General features: G+C 74.1%; 15 protein-coding genes. 10 read left to right on the top strand and 5 right to left on the bottom strand.

Annotated elements, in window-relative coordinates; genetic code table 11:
- Positions 1-123: 123 nt before the first annotated feature.
- From DQ239_RS05025 to DQ239_RS05035, 3 genes are read right to left on the bottom strand one after another with little or no spacing between them, the layout of a single operon-like run.
- Positions 124-528: a Rieske (2Fe-2S) protein gene (locus tag DQ239_RS05025; RefSeq protein ID WP_113833336.1), complete on the bottom strand. Its 405-nt coding sequence runs from the start codon at positions 526-528 to the stop codon at positions 124-126.
- Positions 525-3,044, bottom strand: coding sequence for a nitrite reductase large subunit NirB (nirB, locus tag DQ239_RS05030; protein WP_113833337.1), 2,520 nt, complete (start codon positions 3,042-3,044; stop codon positions 525-527). Before nirB ends, DQ239_RS05025 begins: the two co-directional genes overlap by 4 nt.
- Positions 3,044-5,632, bottom strand: a complete 2,589-nt coding sequence (locus DQ239_RS05035; RefSeq protein WP_113833338.1) for a molybdopterin oxidoreductase family protein — start codon at positions 5,630-5,632, stop codon at positions 3,044-3,046. Before DQ239_RS05035 ends, nirB begins: the two co-directional genes overlap by 1 nt.
- Before the next feature lie 148 nt (positions 5,633-5,780).
- Here DQ239_RS05035 and DQ239_RS05040 point away from each other — a divergent pair, with 148 nt between their 5' ends.
- The 5 genes from DQ239_RS05040 to DQ239_RS05060 all read left to right on the top strand — a co-directional run bounded on the left by DQ239_RS05040 (position 5,781) and on the right by DQ239_RS05060 (position 9,531).
- A complete protein-coding gene (locus DQ239_RS05040) occupies positions 5,781-6,575 on the top strand; it encodes a TetR/AcrR family transcriptional regulator C-terminal domain-containing protein (RefSeq protein ID WP_233488776.1) in 795 nt (264 codons plus the stop codon).
- Between the two features lie 136 nt (positions 6,576-6,711).
- Positions 6,712-7,485: a PRC and DUF2382 domain-containing protein gene (locus DQ239_RS05045; protein ID WP_113833339.1), complete on the top strand. Its 774-nt coding sequence runs from the start codon at positions 6,712-6,714 to the stop codon at positions 7,483-7,485.
- Between the two features lie 98 nt (positions 7,486-7,583).
- Positions 7,584-8,195, top strand: a complete 612-nt coding sequence (locus tag DQ239_RS05050) for a hypothetical protein (RefSeq protein WP_113833340.1) — start codon at positions 7,584-7,586, stop codon at positions 8,193-8,195.
- Between the two features lie 79 nt (positions 8,196-8,274).
- The gene (locus DQ239_RS05055) at positions 8,275-8,922 is read left to right on the top strand and encodes an N-acetyltransferase (protein ID WP_113833341.1); all 648 of its coding nucleotides are present in this window, start codon (positions 8,275-8,277) and stop codon (positions 8,920-8,922) included.
- Positions 8,923-8,946: 24 nt separating this feature from the next.
- Positions 8,947-9,531, top strand: coding sequence for a peroxidase-related enzyme (locus tag DQ239_RS05060; RefSeq protein ID WP_113833342.1), 585 nt, complete (start codon positions 8,947-8,949; stop codon positions 9,529-9,531).
- A gap of 7 nt (positions 9,532-9,538) precedes the next feature.
- Here the strand turns inward: DQ239_RS05060 and DQ239_RS05065 are convergent, their stop codons facing one another.
- Positions 9,539-10,138, bottom strand: a complete 600-nt coding sequence (locus DQ239_RS05065; RefSeq protein ID WP_113833343.1) for a hypothetical protein — start codon at positions 10,136-10,138, stop codon at positions 9,539-9,541.
- Positions 10,139-10,165: 27 nt separating this feature from the next.
- On the opposite strand from DQ239_RS05065, the gene DQ239_RS05070 reads away from it, so the two are divergent.
- Positions 10,166-10,663: a 2'-5' RNA ligase family protein gene (locus DQ239_RS05070; RefSeq protein ID WP_113833344.1), complete on the top strand. Its 498-nt coding sequence runs from the start codon at positions 10,166-10,168 to the stop codon at positions 10,661-10,663.
- Here the strand turns inward: DQ239_RS05070 and DQ239_RS05075 are convergent.
- Entirely contained in the window at positions 10,599-11,546 is a 948-nt protein-coding gene (locus DQ239_RS05075) for a DMT family transporter (RefSeq protein ID WP_199582679.1), read from the bottom strand. The genes DQ239_RS05070 and DQ239_RS05075 overlap by 65 nt on opposite strands.
- Positions 11,547-11,592: 46 nt before the next feature.
- Here DQ239_RS05075 and DQ239_RS05080 point away from each other — a divergent pair, with 46 nt between their 5' ends.
- From DQ239_RS05080 to DQ239_RS05095, 4 genes are all read left to right on the top strand, one after another.
- On the top strand, positions 11,593-13,005 hold the full coding sequence (locus DQ239_RS05080) for a PLP-dependent aminotransferase family protein (protein ID WP_113833346.1): 1,413 nt from the start codon (positions 11,593-11,595) through the stop codon (positions 13,003-13,005).
- A gap of 94 nt (positions 13,006-13,099) precedes the next feature.
- The gene (locus DQ239_RS05085; RefSeq protein ID WP_113833347.1) at positions 13,100-13,447 is read left to right on the top strand and encodes a YciI family protein; all 348 of its coding nucleotides are present in this window, start codon (positions 13,100-13,102) and stop codon (positions 13,445-13,447) included.
- 2 nt (positions 13,448-13,449) lie between these two features.
- The gene (locus tag DQ239_RS05090) at positions 13,450-14,682 is read left to right on the top strand and encodes an RNA polymerase sigma factor (RefSeq protein ID WP_113833348.1); all 1,233 of its coding nucleotides are present in this window, start codon (positions 13,450-13,452) and stop codon (positions 14,680-14,682) included.
- Positions 14,679-14,960 carry a DUF1905 domain-containing protein gene (locus tag DQ239_RS05095; RefSeq protein ID WP_113833349.1) on the top strand — a complete coding sequence of 94 codons (282 nt, stop codon included), beginning with the start codon at positions 14,679-14,681 and terminating at the stop codon, positions 14,958-14,960. The genes DQ239_RS05090 and DQ239_RS05095 overlap by 4 nt, the downstream gene beginning before the upstream one ends.
- Positions 14,961-14,963: the final 3 nt, after the last annotated feature.

Raw genomic sequence — 14,963 nt, forward strand, 5'->3', positions numbered from 1 at the left:
CTCGACCGGTGAGTGCAAGCGAGCCCCGCAGCGGACCGAACCGACAGATCCCGTTGAAGACCCGAAGTCAGTCAGTCGGTGGGTCAGGAACGACCGCTGCGGGGCTCGCCCACATCCTCACTGTCAGACGGTGACCAGGAGCTCGCCGTCGTGCTCGCGGACGGGGAAGAGCCGCAGGGGCGCCGCGCCGCTGGTCGCCGCGCCGTCGGACCACCGGTAGGCGTACAGGTGCAGCGGGCAGACCAGCACGTCGACGTCGGTCTGCCCGTCGGCCAGCGGTCCGCCGGCGTGCGGGCAGGCGGCCTGGGTCGCGTGCAGCGAGCCGTCCCGCAGCCGGAACACCGCCACCGGCACCCCGCCGGCGACGAAGGCCCGCCCCTCCCCCATCGGGATGTCCTCGAGCCGGCCGACGGCGTGCTCGACGCCCGGGCCCGCCGGGACGGTGCCGGGCGGGACGTCGGTGGCCGGCGTGCCCAGCTCGGTGCCGGGCGTGGTGGGGCGGGCGGCCGCCAGGTGCGGGGCGCTCATCGGACCGGCACCTTCGGCAGGTCGACCATCGGGAGCGCGGTGCGGAACTGGCCCGGGGTGGCCGGCTCGGCGCCGTCCTGGCCCCACGGGTCGCTGTAGGCGTCGATCGAGCGCTGGATGCCGGCGTCGAGATCGGCGCACGCCTCGTCGTCGGCCAGCACCGCCCGGATCGCCTCCAGGCCGACGCGGGGCACGAAGTCGTAGGTGCGCTCGAGCCAGTTGGCGTTCTCCCGGTAGTACTGCACGAAGCGGCCGGTGAGCGTGAGCACCTCCTCCGGCGAGGACACCGTCGCCAGCAGGTCGCCCTTGCGCACCGACGCGCCGGCCGCGCCGCCGACGTAGACCTCCCACTTCCCGTTGCCGACGGCGACGACCCCGACGTCCTTCACGTAGGCCTCGGCACAGTTCCGCGGGCACCCGACGACGGCCATCTTGATCTTGGCCGGGCTCTCGATGCCCTGGAACCGGGTCTCCAGGTCGATGCCCAGTTGGGTGGAGTCGCCCAGCCCGAACCGGCAGAAGTCCGAGCCGACGCACGTCTTCACGGTGCGCATGCTCTTGCCGTAGGCGTAGCCGCTGGGCATGCCGAGGTCGGCCCACATCGCCGGCAGGTCCTCCTTGCGGACGCCGAGCAGGTCGATCCGCTGGCCGCCGGTCACCTTCACCATCGGCACCTCGTACTTCTCGGCGACGTCGGCGATGCGACGCAGCTGGGCCGGCGTGGTCACCCCGCCCTTCATCTGCGGGACGACGGAGAACGTGCCGTCGCGCTGGATGTTGGCGTGCACGCGGTCGTTGATGAACTCGCCGTCCTTCTGCGGGACGAAGTCCGCGCCCCACAGCATCTTGAGCAGCGAGGTGAGGCCCATCTTCGACTTCGCGTCCTCCTTGCCGCCGGGCGCGAGCGCGGCGAAGACCGCCGAGACGCTGCGCAGGTCCTGCTCCCGGATGGCGGCGACGAGCTCCCGCTTGGCCATCGGGATGCCCGGCACGTACCAGGACGCCGCGGGGTCCTCGGCCAGGTCGCCGTCGGCCGCCCACTCCACGATCTGCTTGACCAGCGACTTGCACGAGCCGCAGCCCTTGCCGGCGCGGGTGCGGTCCATGACCGCGCCGACGCTGCCGCAGCCGTCGGCCACCGCACCGCAGATGTCGCCCTTGGAGACGCCGTTGCAGTTGCAGACCTGCGAGTCGGCCGGCATCTCGGCGACGCCCACCTCCTCGACGCCGTCGGAGAGGTCGACCAGCAGCCGGATCCGCTCCTCCGGCAGCGGCGCGCCGCGGTCGAACGCCTGGGTCAGGAACGCGACCTTGCGGGTGTCGCCGAGCAGGGTCGCGCCCACGAGCGTGTCGTCGCGGACGACGACCGACAGGTGCACGCCGCGCTTGGGCTCGGAGATGACGAGGAACTCGTCGTCGTCCCGCTCGGGCGTGCTCACCCCCATGACGGCGACGTCGACGCCGGCCACCTTGAGCTTGGTGGCGGTCCGGCTGCCGGTGTACTCGGCGTCCGGGTCGGTGCCGGTGAGGACGTCGGCCAGCACCTTCGCGTGCTCCCAGGCCGGGGCGACCAGGCCGTACACCTCACCGCGGTGCTGGGCGCACTCGCCGATCGCGTAGACGTCGGGATCGTCGGTGCGGAGCTGGTCGTCGACGACGATCGCGCGCTGCACCTCCAGCCCCGACCGGACGGCGACGTCGGTGTGCGGGCGGACGCCGGCCGCGACCACCAGCAGGTCGCAGTCCAGCCGCCGGCCGTCCTTGAGCAGCACGCCCTCGACGTGCTCGTCGCCCAGCACCTCCGTGGCCAGGACGTCGAGGTGCACCGCGATGCCCAGGGACCGCACGCTCTGCTCCAGGATCGCCCCGGCCTCGCGGGACAGCTGCGCATTCATCAGCCACGGCATGGCGTGCACCAGCTCGACCTTCAGCCCGTGACCCTGCAGCGCGCGGGCCGCCTCCAGGCCGAGCAGCCCCCCGCCCATGACCACGGCCTTGGTGCAGCGGCCGGTGGCCTCGAGCATCGCCCGCGTTTCGTCGATGGTGCGGAAGCCGTACACCCCCGGGAGCAGCGAGCCGTCGTCCCGGCGCACCCCGGCCATGGGCGGCACGAAGGAGTAGCTGCCGGTGGCGAGCACCAGGTGGTCGTAGGGGGTGACGGTGCCGTCGTCGGCGTGCACCTGCTTGGCGGCGGTGTCGATCCGCTCGACCCGGACGCCGGCGCGCAGCGTGACGCCGTTGTCGGCGTACCAGTCATGGCTGTTGAGGACGATGTCGTCCTCGTGCGACTCCCCCGCCAGCACCGGCGAGAGCATGATCCGGTTGTAGTTGCCGTGCGGCTCGTCGCCGAGGACGGTGATCGCGAACTGCTCGTCCCCTCCGCGATCGAGCACCTCCTCGACGAAGCGGGCCCCGGCCATGCCGTTGCCGACGACGACCAGCCGCGCGCGCTCCTCCAGCCCGTCGTCCACGTGCAGGGACGTCACGCCTTCCGGGCGGCCACCGAGGACCCGCATCAGACCTCCACCAGCCCGAGGTCGACCACCAGCTCGCCGGTGACACCCTCGGGTGCCGCGGCGTGCAGCTCGACGACCGAGCCGCCGGGCAGGTCCTCGACCACCCGGAGCGGCACGTGCGTGTCGGCCTTGGCGCCGACGGGGAACCAGCGCATCGGCTCGCCGTCGCGCAGCAGGAGCACGTAGACCAGCTCGGCGGTGGAGTTGCCGGCCCGCAGGTACAGCGCCTGGGCCGAGCACCCCGCCGGCACGGTGTAGCGGAGCGCGGGATCCACCGGGCCGGGCTTGGTCAGCCCCTCCCCGGTGATCGGGAAGACGCCTTGCAGGAACCGGGGGGTGCTCTTCACGGACGTGCTCCTTCTGCTCCGGGCGGGAGGCCGGGGACGGGTGGACGGGGGCAGCTGGTGGGGGCGGGGCTGCGGCTGGTCGGCCGGTGCCGGCGGGGTGATCCGCTCCTCCGGCCCGCCGATGCGGACGACGGCGACGGCGCAGACCTTGAAGGCGGGCATCCGCGACGTCGGGTCGAGCGCCGGATCGGTGAGCGCGTTGGCGCTGGAGCCACCACCCCAGTGGAACGGCGCGAAGACGACGTCCGCGCGGATCGCGTCGGTGACCTGCGCGTGGAAGCGGGCCCGGCCGCGGCGGGTGGCCAACTCGACGACGTCGTCCTGGCTGATGCCGAGGCGCCGGGCGAGGTCGGGGTGCAGCTCCGCGCGGGGCGTGGGCGCGACCAGCTGCAGGCTGCGCGAGCGCCGGGTCTGCGTGCCGGACTGGTACTGCGCCAGCACCCGACCGGTGGTGAGCACGAGGGGGTACTCGGCGTCGGGGACCTCGTGCGCCTCGACGTGCTCGACGCGCAGGAACCGGGCCCGGCCGTCGGGGGTGGCGAACCGCTCGGTGAACAGCCGCGGGGTCCCGGGGTGGTCCGGCGCGGGACAGGGCCAGAAGACGCCGTCCTCGGCGTCGATGCGCGCGTAGCTGATCCCGGAGTAGTCCGCCGCTCCCCCGGCGCTGGCCCGGCGCAGCTCCTCGAAGACCGTCTCCGGGTCGCCGCTGAACAGCTCGCCGGCACCGAGCCGGCCGGCGAGCGTGGCGAGCAGCTGCAGGTCGTCGGGCACCCCGGCGGGCGGGTCCAGCGCCCGCCGGCGGCGGACGACGCGGCCCTCGAGGTTGGTCATCGTGCCCGCCTCCTCCGCCCACATGGCGCTGGGCAGGACGACGTCGGCGAGCTCGGCGGTCTCGGAGAGGAAGAAGTCGCTGACCACGAGGAAGTCCAGGCGCTGCAGCCGGCTGATCACCCGGCGGGCGTCCGGCGCGCTGACCGCCACGTTGGACGCCAGCACGAGCAGGGTGCGGACGCCGCCGTCGGAACCGAGCGCGTCGAGCAGCTCGAAGGCCGACCGCCCCGGCATCGGCAGGTCGTCGGGGTCGACACCCCACACCCCGGCGACGTGCGCCCGGGCGGCCGGGTCCGCCAGGGACCGGTAGCCGGGCAGCTGGTCGGCCTTCTGCCCGTGCTCCCGGCCGCCCTGCCCGTTGCCCTGGCCGGTGACCGTGCCCCAGCCGCTGCCCGGCCGGCCGGGGAGGCCCAGCGCCAGCGCCAGGTTGATCCAGGCCTGGGCGGTGTCTGTGCCGCTGCGGTGCTGCTCGGCGCCGCGCGCGGTGAGCACGATCGCCCGGTCCGCCCCGGCCAGGGCGTGCACGGTCTCCCGCTGCTGCTCGACGGGCACCCCGGTGATCCGCTCGACGCGGTCGGGCCAGTAGGCGGCGGCACCGGCGCGGACGTCGTCGAACCCGCTCGTGCGGGCCGCGACGTAGGCCTCGTCGACCAGCCCCTCGGCGATCGCGATGTGCAGCAGGCCGTTGGCCAGCGCCAGGTCGGTGCCCGGCAGCGGCTGCAGGTGGAGGCCGGCCCCGCGGGCGGTGGCGGTGCGGCGGGGGTCGATCACGATGTGCCGGGCGCCCCGCTCGCGGCCGGCGTCGAACCACTGCATGGCCGGCGGCATGGTGTCGGCCGGGTTGGAGCCGACGAGCACGACGACGTCGGCGTCGGCGATGTCGCTGAGCGGGAAGGGCAGGCCGCGGTCGAGCCCGAAGGCGCGGTTGGCCGCGCCGGCCGCCGAGCTCATGCAGAAGCGGCCGTTGTAGTCGATGGCGCTGGTGCGCAGCGCTACCCGGGCGAACTTGCCGAACTGGTAGGCCTGCTCGTTGGTGAGCGATCCCCCGCCGAAGCAGCCCACGGCGTCGCGGCCGTGCAGTTGCTGGGTCCGCTCGATCGCCCCGACCACCCGGTCGAGGGCGTCGTCCCAGGAGGCCTCGACCAGCGGGCTGGTCCGGTCGCCGGGCACCGCGCGCACGAGCGGGCGGGTGAGCCGCTCGGGGTGGTCGAGCAGCTCGGTCGACGACCAGCCCTTCGAGCACAGGCCCCCGCGGTTGGTCGGGAAGTCCAGCGGGACGAGCGTCGCCGGGCGGTCCCCCGCGGTCACGGCCATGCCGCACTGCAGTGAGCAGTACGGGCAGTGCGTCGCCGTCGTCCGGAGCACGGCGGCACCGCGACCTGCGGACTCGGGGGCGACGGCGGCGGGCATGCACCGAGACTGGGCCCCGGTCGTTTCCCCGGGTGCACACCGGCGTCAACGCTGGGTGCACAGGAACTCACACCGCTCCGACCGGTGCGGTGAGCGGCTGAGGCATGATCGGCCGCGGGGGACCCGGATCGAGAGGAAGGCGACGATCGTGGACCTGCCCCGAGCAGACGCCGATCCCGACAGCCGCGAGGGCCGGGGCGGCATGGCCGCCGTGATGCCCGCCGCGCCGCCGGGATCGGGCCGCACCGCACTGGACCGGCGCCGCATCATCGGCGCGGCCGTCGAGTTCATCGACGCGCACGGCCTGGCCGCGCTCACCATGCGGCGGCTGGGCGCCCACCTCGGCGTCGAGGCGATGGCCCTGTACCGCTACGTGCCCAGCCGGGATAACCTGCTCGACGGCGTGGTGGAGGCCGTCGTCGACGAGCTGTACGGCGATCCCGACGTGCACCTGACGCCGGGGCACGGTTGGCAGGACTACCTGCAGCGGCTGGCGCACGGCGTCCGCCGCATCGCGCTGGCGCACCCCGAGGTGTTCCCGTTGGTGGCCACGCGTCCGCCGGCGGCACCGTGGGTGCGGCCGCCGCTGCGGAGCCTGCGCTGGGTGGAGTCGTTCCTGGTCGCGCTGATCGACAGCGGCTTCTCCGAGGAGGCGGCGGTGTCGGCCTACCGCGCCTACTCGAGCTTCCTGCTGGGCCACCTGCTGCTGGAGGTCTCGCAGCAGGGTGTGGCGGTCAACGCGGAGGACAAGCCCGAAGGCGTCGAGGAGGCGCAGGCGGCCACCGACCTGAGCGAGTACCCGACGGTCGTGCGCCTGGAGCCGCTGCTCTCGCTGGACGAGTCGGCCGCGGAGTTCGAGGAGGCGCTGGAGAACCTGCTCGAGCGGCTGGAGCTGGTGCTGCGGGAGGGCCGGGCGCCCGGGCGAGGGGACGACCGGGAGTGAGCTCCTCAACATGCGGGTCGCTGTTTACGTCGTAAACAGCGGGGGCATGTCCGTGACCGGCCCTCGGCGGTGAGCACGTACCCCCGAGGTGAGACCGCAATCGGAAAACCCAGTTCTGAACCCGCGAGGAGCGCACGTGATCACCGAGCAGCAGCTCAGCACCGTCATCGGCAGCACCGCCCACGGCACGGACGGCAAGATCGGCACCGTCGGCGAGGTCTACCTGGACGACGAGACGGGCCGTCCCGAGTGGGCGACCGTCCACACCGGCCTGTTCGGGACCAAGGAGTCCTTCGTCCCGCTCGCCGAGGCCGACCTGTCGGGCAGCGACCTCCGCCTGCCCTACGACAAGGACAAGGTCAAGAACGCCCCCCAGATCGACACCGACGGCCACCTCTCCCCCGAGGAGGAGGCCGAGCTCTACCGCTACTACGGCATCGGGTCGGGCACGGAGACCGCCTACACCGACACCACGACCACCGACCGCACGAACACTCACGGCACCGTCGGCCACGACACCTCGGGCCCGACGACCGACAACGCCATGACCCGCTCGGAGGAGCAGCTCCGCGTCGGCACCGAGCGCGTCGAGGCCGGTCGCGTCCGGCTGCGCAAGTACGTCGTCACCGAGAACGTCACGCAGACCGTCCCGGTCTCGCACGAGGAGATCCGCGTCGAGCGCGAGCCGATCACCGACGCCAACGTGGGCAACGCCCTCGACGGCCCGGCCATCTCCGAGGAGGAGCACGAGGTGGTGCTCCACGCCGAGCGCCCCGTCGTCGCCAAGGAGGCCGTGCCGGTCGAGCGCGTGCGCCTGGACACCCAGACGGTGACCGAGCAGGAGACCATCAACGAGACGGTGCGTAAGGAGCAGATCGAGCTCGACGACGAGACCACTCGCCGGAGCTGATCGGACGGCGGCGCGGGCCCCGGCCCGCGCCGCCGCCGCCCCTGCACCACCCGGTCCAATCCCTGGCCGTGCCGCACCACCTCGAAGGAATCCATCTCATGGCCACATCCGACCCGATTCCCGGCGACGGCCGGGCCCCGGGCGCCTCGGCGACCCGCGGCGCCGCGCGCGACGCCGTCGACGCCCAGCACGACCGCTTCGGCGGCATCAAGTGGGGAGCCGCCTTCTTCGGCTGGCTGTCCGCCAACGGGCTCGCCGTGATCCTCATCGCCCTGGCCAGCGCGGGCGGCCTGGCCATCGGGCTCTCCCAGCTCGACGCCGCCGACGACGCGGCCGACCAGGCCGACACCATCGGCATCGCGGGCGGCATCGTCCTGCTGGTCGTCCTCTTCCTCGCCTACCTGGCCGGTGGCTACGTCGCCGGTCGCATGGCGCGCTTCGACGGTGCCCGCCAGGGCATCGCCGTCTGGGTGATCGGCCTGCTGGTCGTGCTGGCGCTCGCTCTCGCGGGCCTGGTCTTCGGCTCGGAGTACAACGTGCTCCAGCAGCTGGACCTCCCGCGCATCCCGATCGACGAGGGCACGCTGACGACCGGCGGCATCATCGCCCTGGTCGCCGTCCTCCTGGTCACGCTGCTGGGCGCGATCCTGGGCGGCAAGCTCGGCGACCGCTTCCACCGCAAGGTCGACCGCGCGGGCTTCGACGTCTGACGCACCGGACCTCCGAACGGGGGCCGTCCCATCCGGGGCGGCCCCCGTTCGCGTGTCCGGGTCGTGGTCGAATGCCGGGGTGACCCAGGGACCCACCATCCGGCGGATCGACGACCCGGACGAGGAGGGACCCGACGTCCGGCTGGCCGAGACCCGGGACGTGCCCCGGATCGCCGCGACGCTGACCGTCGCCCTGGCCGACTCGCGGTGGACCCGCTGGGCGCTCCCGGACGACGGGCGCATGCAGCGGCTCACCCGCCTGCACGAGCTCGACGCGGGGCACCGCGGGGTGGCCACGGCCAGCACGTGGGTCACCGACGACGTCGACGCCGTCGCGGCGTGGGAGCCGCCGGCGGGCACCGCTCCCCTGCCGGCGGACGTCGCCGAGGCCCTGGCCCGCGAGCTGCCGCACATCACCGGCAACCGGGCCCGGGTGGTGGCCGAGACCGCCGCACTCGTCGGTGCCGCCCGGCCCGCCGAGCCGCACTGGTGGCTGTCCCACCTCGGGGTCCGGCCCTCCGCCCGCCGTCGGGGGCTGGCGGCCGCGGTGCTCGCCCCGGTGATCGTGCGGAGCGACACCCTGCAGGACCTGGCGGCAGCCGCGGTCTACTCGTGGGCGAACGTCCGCTTCCTGCGGGGCTTCGGCTTCGACGTGACCGCCGAGCTGCGCACCTCCGACGACGAGCTCCCGGTGTGGGTGGTGACTCGCCGGCCGCTGCCGCGCTGACCTCGGACGCCCTATCGTCGCGGCATGTTCGAGGTGCCCCCGCGGGACTCGCTGCCGGACGACCTACGGGCGCGCTTGGACCAGGTGGAGGAGAAGTCCGGCTTCGTGCCGAACATCTTCCTGAGCCTCGCGCGCCGCCCCGCCGAGTGGCGGGCCTTCTTCGCCTACCACGACGCGCTCATGGACAAGGACACGCCGGGGCTGCCCACGGCCGACCGCGAGCTGGTCGTCGTCGCCACGAGTGCGGAGAACCGCTGCCTCTACTGCGTGGTCGCGCACGGGGCGATCCTCCGCATCCGGGCGCGCGATCCGCACCTGGCCGACCAGATCGCCACCGACTGGCGCAAGGCCGCGATCGACGACCGGCAGCGGGCCGTCCCCGAGGTGGCCATCCGGTTCGCACGCGAACCGTGGACGGTGACGCCCGCCGATCTGGACTCGCTGCGCGGGCACGGGTTGTCCGAGGACGACGTCTGGGACGTCGGCGCCATCAGCGCGTTCTTCGCGATGTCGAACCGGCTCGTGCACCTGACCGGCACCATGCCGAACGAGGAGTTCTACCTGATGGGCCGGGTGCCCCGGTCCCGGGAGAACTCCCCGTCCGGCTGACCGCGCGTCACCTGTCCCCGGCGGGCTCCCCCTGGGGCTTGGCGATCGCCGTGCCGCTCACCTTCGCCAGCTCGGCGGCGACGACTGCCACGTTGGCCTGCCACTGCTGCTCCGGGGTCGGCGGCAGGATCATCGCCCACATCGGCAGGCAGAAACCGAGCAGCTGCCCGGCGCCGCGGGGCCGGGCGTAGAACCACATGTGGAAGTGCGAGCCGCCGTCGCCCCAGCGCGCGACGTGCACCCGACCGATGCCACCGATCGCCTGGATCGCCCGGTCCAGCCGGACGATCATCTGACCCAGTTCGCCGGCCAGCTGGTCGTCGAGGTCGTCCATGTCGACGTGTGCACGGGTCTCGAGGAACAGCTGCACCGGCACCCCGGACGGCCTGGTCGCGCTGACCCGCCAGTTCCGGTCGGCCCAGATGTACTCGTCATCCGCTGCCGCGCACGCGGAACAGGGCGGGCCGCCCGGCTCTCCCGTGCGGGGGCGGTCGGTCGGGTAGTGCGGCTTGGGCCGGCGGACCCGGAATTCGCCCTCGAACGGGAAGATCGACCATTTCACGAACTCCGGCAACGGCAGCGACGACGTCTCTCGGCCCGGTGTCATCTCCCGATCCTGCCGCTTCTTCCGGTCATGGCAGCAGAAGCCGCGGTCGGGCAGCACCGCAGGCACCTCGACGGCGCGGCTGCCTGGGCCGTACCACCGCACGTCACGGTGCTCTATCCATTCGTCGAGCCGGCTTCCGCGCGCCGACCCGAGACGCTGGACGCCATTCGCGAAACGGTCCGGGCGATGCCGGCATTCGACTGCTCGTTCGCCGAGACGTCCTGGTTCGGCGAGGACGTTCTGTGGCTCGCGCCGGATCCGGCTCAGCCGTTCCGAAACCTCACGACCGGGATCGTCCGGGCTTTTCCGGAGCACCCGCCGTACGCGGGGGCCCATGAGGACTCGGTGCCGCACCTCACGGTGGGCGAGCGGAGGCTCGCGGATCTGCCGACGCTGAGGCGGGCCGAGCAGCAGGTCTCCGCCCATCTCCCCGTCCGTGCCCGCATCGACACCGTCCTCCTCATCGAGGGGGCCGCAGCGCCTCGGTCCTGGCGGGTGGTGCAGGAGTTCCCGCTCGCTCCCTGACGCCGACCGCCGGTGCCGGTCGCGCGCGCACCCGGACGGCGAGTCCGGCGCAGAGGACGACGGCCAGACCCCCGACGAGCGTGCCGGCGGTGAGCTGCTCGCCCAGCAGCAGCCCGGCCCAGACGAGGCTCAGGACCGGCTGGACGAGCTGCATCTGGCTGACCCGCGCCATCGGGCCGATTGCCAGGCCGCGGTACCAGGCGAAGAAGCCCAGGTACATGCTGACCGCCGCCAGGTAGCCGAACGCCGCCCACTGGCCGGGGGTGCCCTCGGGCGGGCTGGCCGCGGCCGATACCAGGGTCAGGGTGCCGGTCACCGGCGCGGCGAGGACGAGCGCCCAGGAGATGGTCTGCCAGGCACCGAGCTCGCGGGCCAGCAAGCCGCCCTCGGCGTACCCCACGGCGGCCGCCAGCACGGCGCCGAAGAGCAGCAGGTCAGCGAGGTGCAGGCCGGCGAGGCCACCTGACGCAGCAGCGGCGAAGCCGACGGCGACCAGGGCACCCGCGCCGGTCGCGAGCCAGAAGGGCGTCGGCGGGTGCTCACCGGCCCGCAGCACGGCGACCACGGCGGTCGCGGCCGGCAGCAGCGCGATGACGACGGCGCCGTGGCTGGCGGGGGCGCTCGTCAGGGCGAACGACGTCAGGAGCGGGAATCCCGTGCCCACGCCGCCGGCGACCACGGCCAGGCGCCACCACTGGGTGCCCTGCGGACGTCGCTGCCGGGTGACCGCCAGCGCCACGGCTGCCAGGCCTGCCGCGACCACGGATCGGCCGGAGCCGATGAACAGCGGGTCGAGCCCCGCGACGGCGACGCGCGTGAAGGGCACGGTGAAGGAGAAGGCCAGGACGCCGAGCAACCCCCACGCGAGCCCGACTCCAGGCACCGGTAGCGGCCGAGAGCGAAGGACAGTAGCGCTATCGTATGCCGTCATGCTGGACGATAGCGGAGGCCGGATCGCCCGCGAGCTCCGGGACTGGATCGCCACGGCACCGCCGGGGGCGCGGCTGCCGTCCACCCGGGAGCTCGCCGCCCGCCACCAGGCCGGCCCGGTCACCGTGCAGAAGGCGCTGCGCACGCTGACCGCCCAGGGGCTGGTCGAGGCCCGCCCGGGTGTCGGCACGTTCGTTCGCGAGGTGCGCGCGGCCCGGCCGGCGGACTACGGCTGGCAGACCACGGCGATGGGCGGCACCACCGCGCCGGCGCCCGGGCTGCCCACGGTCCTGCGCACCGCGCCCAACGACGTCGTTGCGCTCCACGCGGGCTTCCCCGACCGGGAGCTGCTGCCCGAGCGGCTGGTCCGCTCCGCGCTCGCCCGTGCCGCGCGCACGGACGCCGCGCTGTCCCGGCCGCCCGCCGCCGGCCTGCCGGAGCTGCAGGCGTGGTTCGCCGGCGAGCTGCGGGCCGCCACCCCGGCCGACGTCGCCCCACCCACACCGCGGGACGTCGTCGTGCTGCCCGGCAGCCAGAGCGGGCTGAGCTCGGTGTTCCGGTCGCTGGTGGGCCGCGGGCAGCCGGTGCTGATGGAGTCGCCGACGTACTGGGGGGCGATCCAGGCGGCCACCCGCGCCGGCGTGCGCATCGTGCCGGTGCCCAGCGGCAGCGACGGCCCCGACCCGGACGAGCTGTCCCGCGCCTTCGCGTCGTCGGGCGCGCGGCTGTTCTACGCCCAGCCCAGCTACGCCAACCCGACCGGCGCGCAGTGGTCGGCCGACCGCGCGCGGCGGGTGCTCGAGGTGGTGCGCGCGCACGGCGCCTTCCTGCTCGAGGACGACTGGGCCCACGACTTCGGCATCACCACCACGCCCACCCCGGTAGCGGCCTCGGACGACTCCGGCCATGTGGTCTATCTGCGCTCGCTGACCAAGAGCGTCTCCCCCGCGCTCCGCGTCGCCGCCGTGGTCGCCCGCGGCGCCGCGCGCGACCGGTTGCTGGCCGACCGGGCCGCGGAGTCGATGTACGTCAGCGGGCTCCTGCAGGCCGCCGCCCTCGACGTCGTCACCCAGCCGGCGTGGGAGCGCCACCTGCGCGGCCTCCGCCCCCAGCTGCGGGCCCGGCGCGACCTGCTGGTGGGCGCCCTGGCCGAGCACACCCCCCAGGTGGACGTCGAGCAGGTGCCGGCCGGCGGTCTGCACCTGTGGGCGCGGCTGCCCGACGACACCGACTTGGACCGGGTGGTCGCCGGGTGCGAGGCCGCCGGCGTCGTCGTCGCACCGGGCACCGAGTGGTTCCCCGCCGAGCCGACCGCGCCCTTCCTCCGGCTCAGCTTCGCCGGCCCGGACCCCGGTCGCTTCCCGGACGGCGCCCGGATCCTCGGAGAGGTGCTCGCCCGCGTCCGCCGATGAGATTTCCCGGCACGAGGTGTCGATCCGGGCAGGATCCGCTCGTACAGGGGGTGAGCGGCCGGCACGGTGCCGGCGCCGACCCGAGGAGGACACCATGGCTCTCTATCTGCTCGCGATGCACCAGCCCGTCGGACCGGCACCGGACAGGGAGGTCCTCCAGCAGGTGATGGCCGACCTCGACGTCGTCCGGAAGGAGCTGCAGGCGGCCGGCTCGTGGGTGTTCGCCGGCGGCCTGCACGATCCCGGCGCCTCGACCGTGCTGCGCCCCGACGGCAACGACGTGCTGATCACCGACGGCCCCTACGCCGAGGGCGCCGAGCACCTGGGTGGGATCACCGTGATCGACGTCCCCGACCTGGATGCCGCCGTCGGGTGGGGACGTCGGCAGGCATCGGCCAGCGGCCTGCCCATCGAGGTGCGGCCGTTCCGGGACGCCTTCTGACGGTGTCGCCGGACGCCGCGGTCGAGGCCGTCTTCCGGGAGAGCTACGGCCGCGCCGTCGCCGTCCTCACCCGTCTCCTCGGCGACATCGGTGCCGCCGAGGAGGCGGTGCAGGACGCGCTCACCGCCGCGCTGGCCCGGTGGCCCGACGAGGGCATCCCGCCGAGTCCGGCGGGGTGGATCGTCACGACGGCCCGCAACCGGGCGATCGACCGCTGGCGCCGGGAAGCGGCGCGGACCGACAAGCACGTGCAGGCGGAACTGCTCCGCGGGGAGCCCGAGCCGGTCGAGGAGGTCGCGGTGACCGACGACCGGCTGCGCATGGTCTTCACCTGCTGCCACCCGGCGCTGGCCGTGCCGGCCCAGGTGGCCCTGACGCTGCGGCTGCTCGGCGGGCTGACGACCGCGGAGATCGCCGCCGCGTTCCTGGTGCCCGAGCCGACGATGGCCCAGCGGCTCGTGCGGGCCAAGGCCAAGATCCGCGACGCCCGCATCCCCTACCGCGTGCCCACGGAGGCGGAGCTGCCCGACCGGCTGCCGGCGGTGCTGGCCGTCGTCTACCTGGTCTTCACCGAGGGGTACACCGCCTCGGCCGGCGAGGAGCTGGTGCGCGCGGAGCTCTGCGCCGAGGCCGTCCGCCTCGGGCGGCTCCTGGCCGAGCTCATGCCCGACGAGCCAGAGGTGGCCGGGTTGCTGGCGCTGATGCTGCTCACCGAGTCCCGCCGCCCGGCCCGGACGTCGCCCTCCGGCGACCTGGTGCTGCTGGCCGACCAGGACCGGACGCGCTGGGACGCCGCACTGGTCGCCGAGGGACAGGAGCTCGTCCGCCGGTGCCTGCGCCGCAACCACCCCGGGCCCTACCAGCTCCAGGCCGCCATCGCGGCGGTGCACAGCGACGCGGCCACCGCCGAGGAGACCGACTGGGCCCAGGTCGTCGCGCTGTACGACCAGCTGATGGCGGTGTCGCCGACACCGGTCGTCGCGCTGAACCGCGCCGTCGCCGTCGCCGAGGTGGCCGGGTCTGCGGCCGGCCTGGAGATCGTCGACGGGCTGGACCTGCGCCACCACCTGCTCCCGGCGGTGCGGGCCGACCTGCTGCGCCGGCTGGGTCGCGTGGAGGAGGCGGTCGCCGCCTACGACGCCGCCCTGGCCCTCACCGCCAACGAGCGCGAGCGCGCCTTCCTCCGGCGGCGGCGCGATGAGTTGTCGGCGTCCGGACGGTCGACAGGGACATGAGCAGCCCGCAGCCCCTCGACCACACGTTCACCGCGCCCATCGAGAAGGACGGCGCCTTCCCGACCTACCTCGTCGAGCCGGGCTCCGCCGCACTGCTCGGCACCCGGAAGGCGGTCAAGGTCACCGGCACCGCCGACGGGCACGAGTTCGCCGCCACGCTGATGCCCTCGGGAACCGGCCCGCACTGGCTGCCGCTACGGGCGGCCATCTGCACCGCCATCGGCAAGCAGGAGGCCGGCGAGCAGGTGACGGTGCACCTGCGGCACCGGCTGTCCTAGGCC

The sequence above is a fragment of the Blastococcus sp. TF02-09 genome (assembly GCF_003319105.1).
In the GTDB taxonomy this organism is placed as follows: domain Bacteria; phylum Actinomycetota; class Actinomycetes; order Mycobacteriales; family Geodermatophilaceae; genus Blastococcus.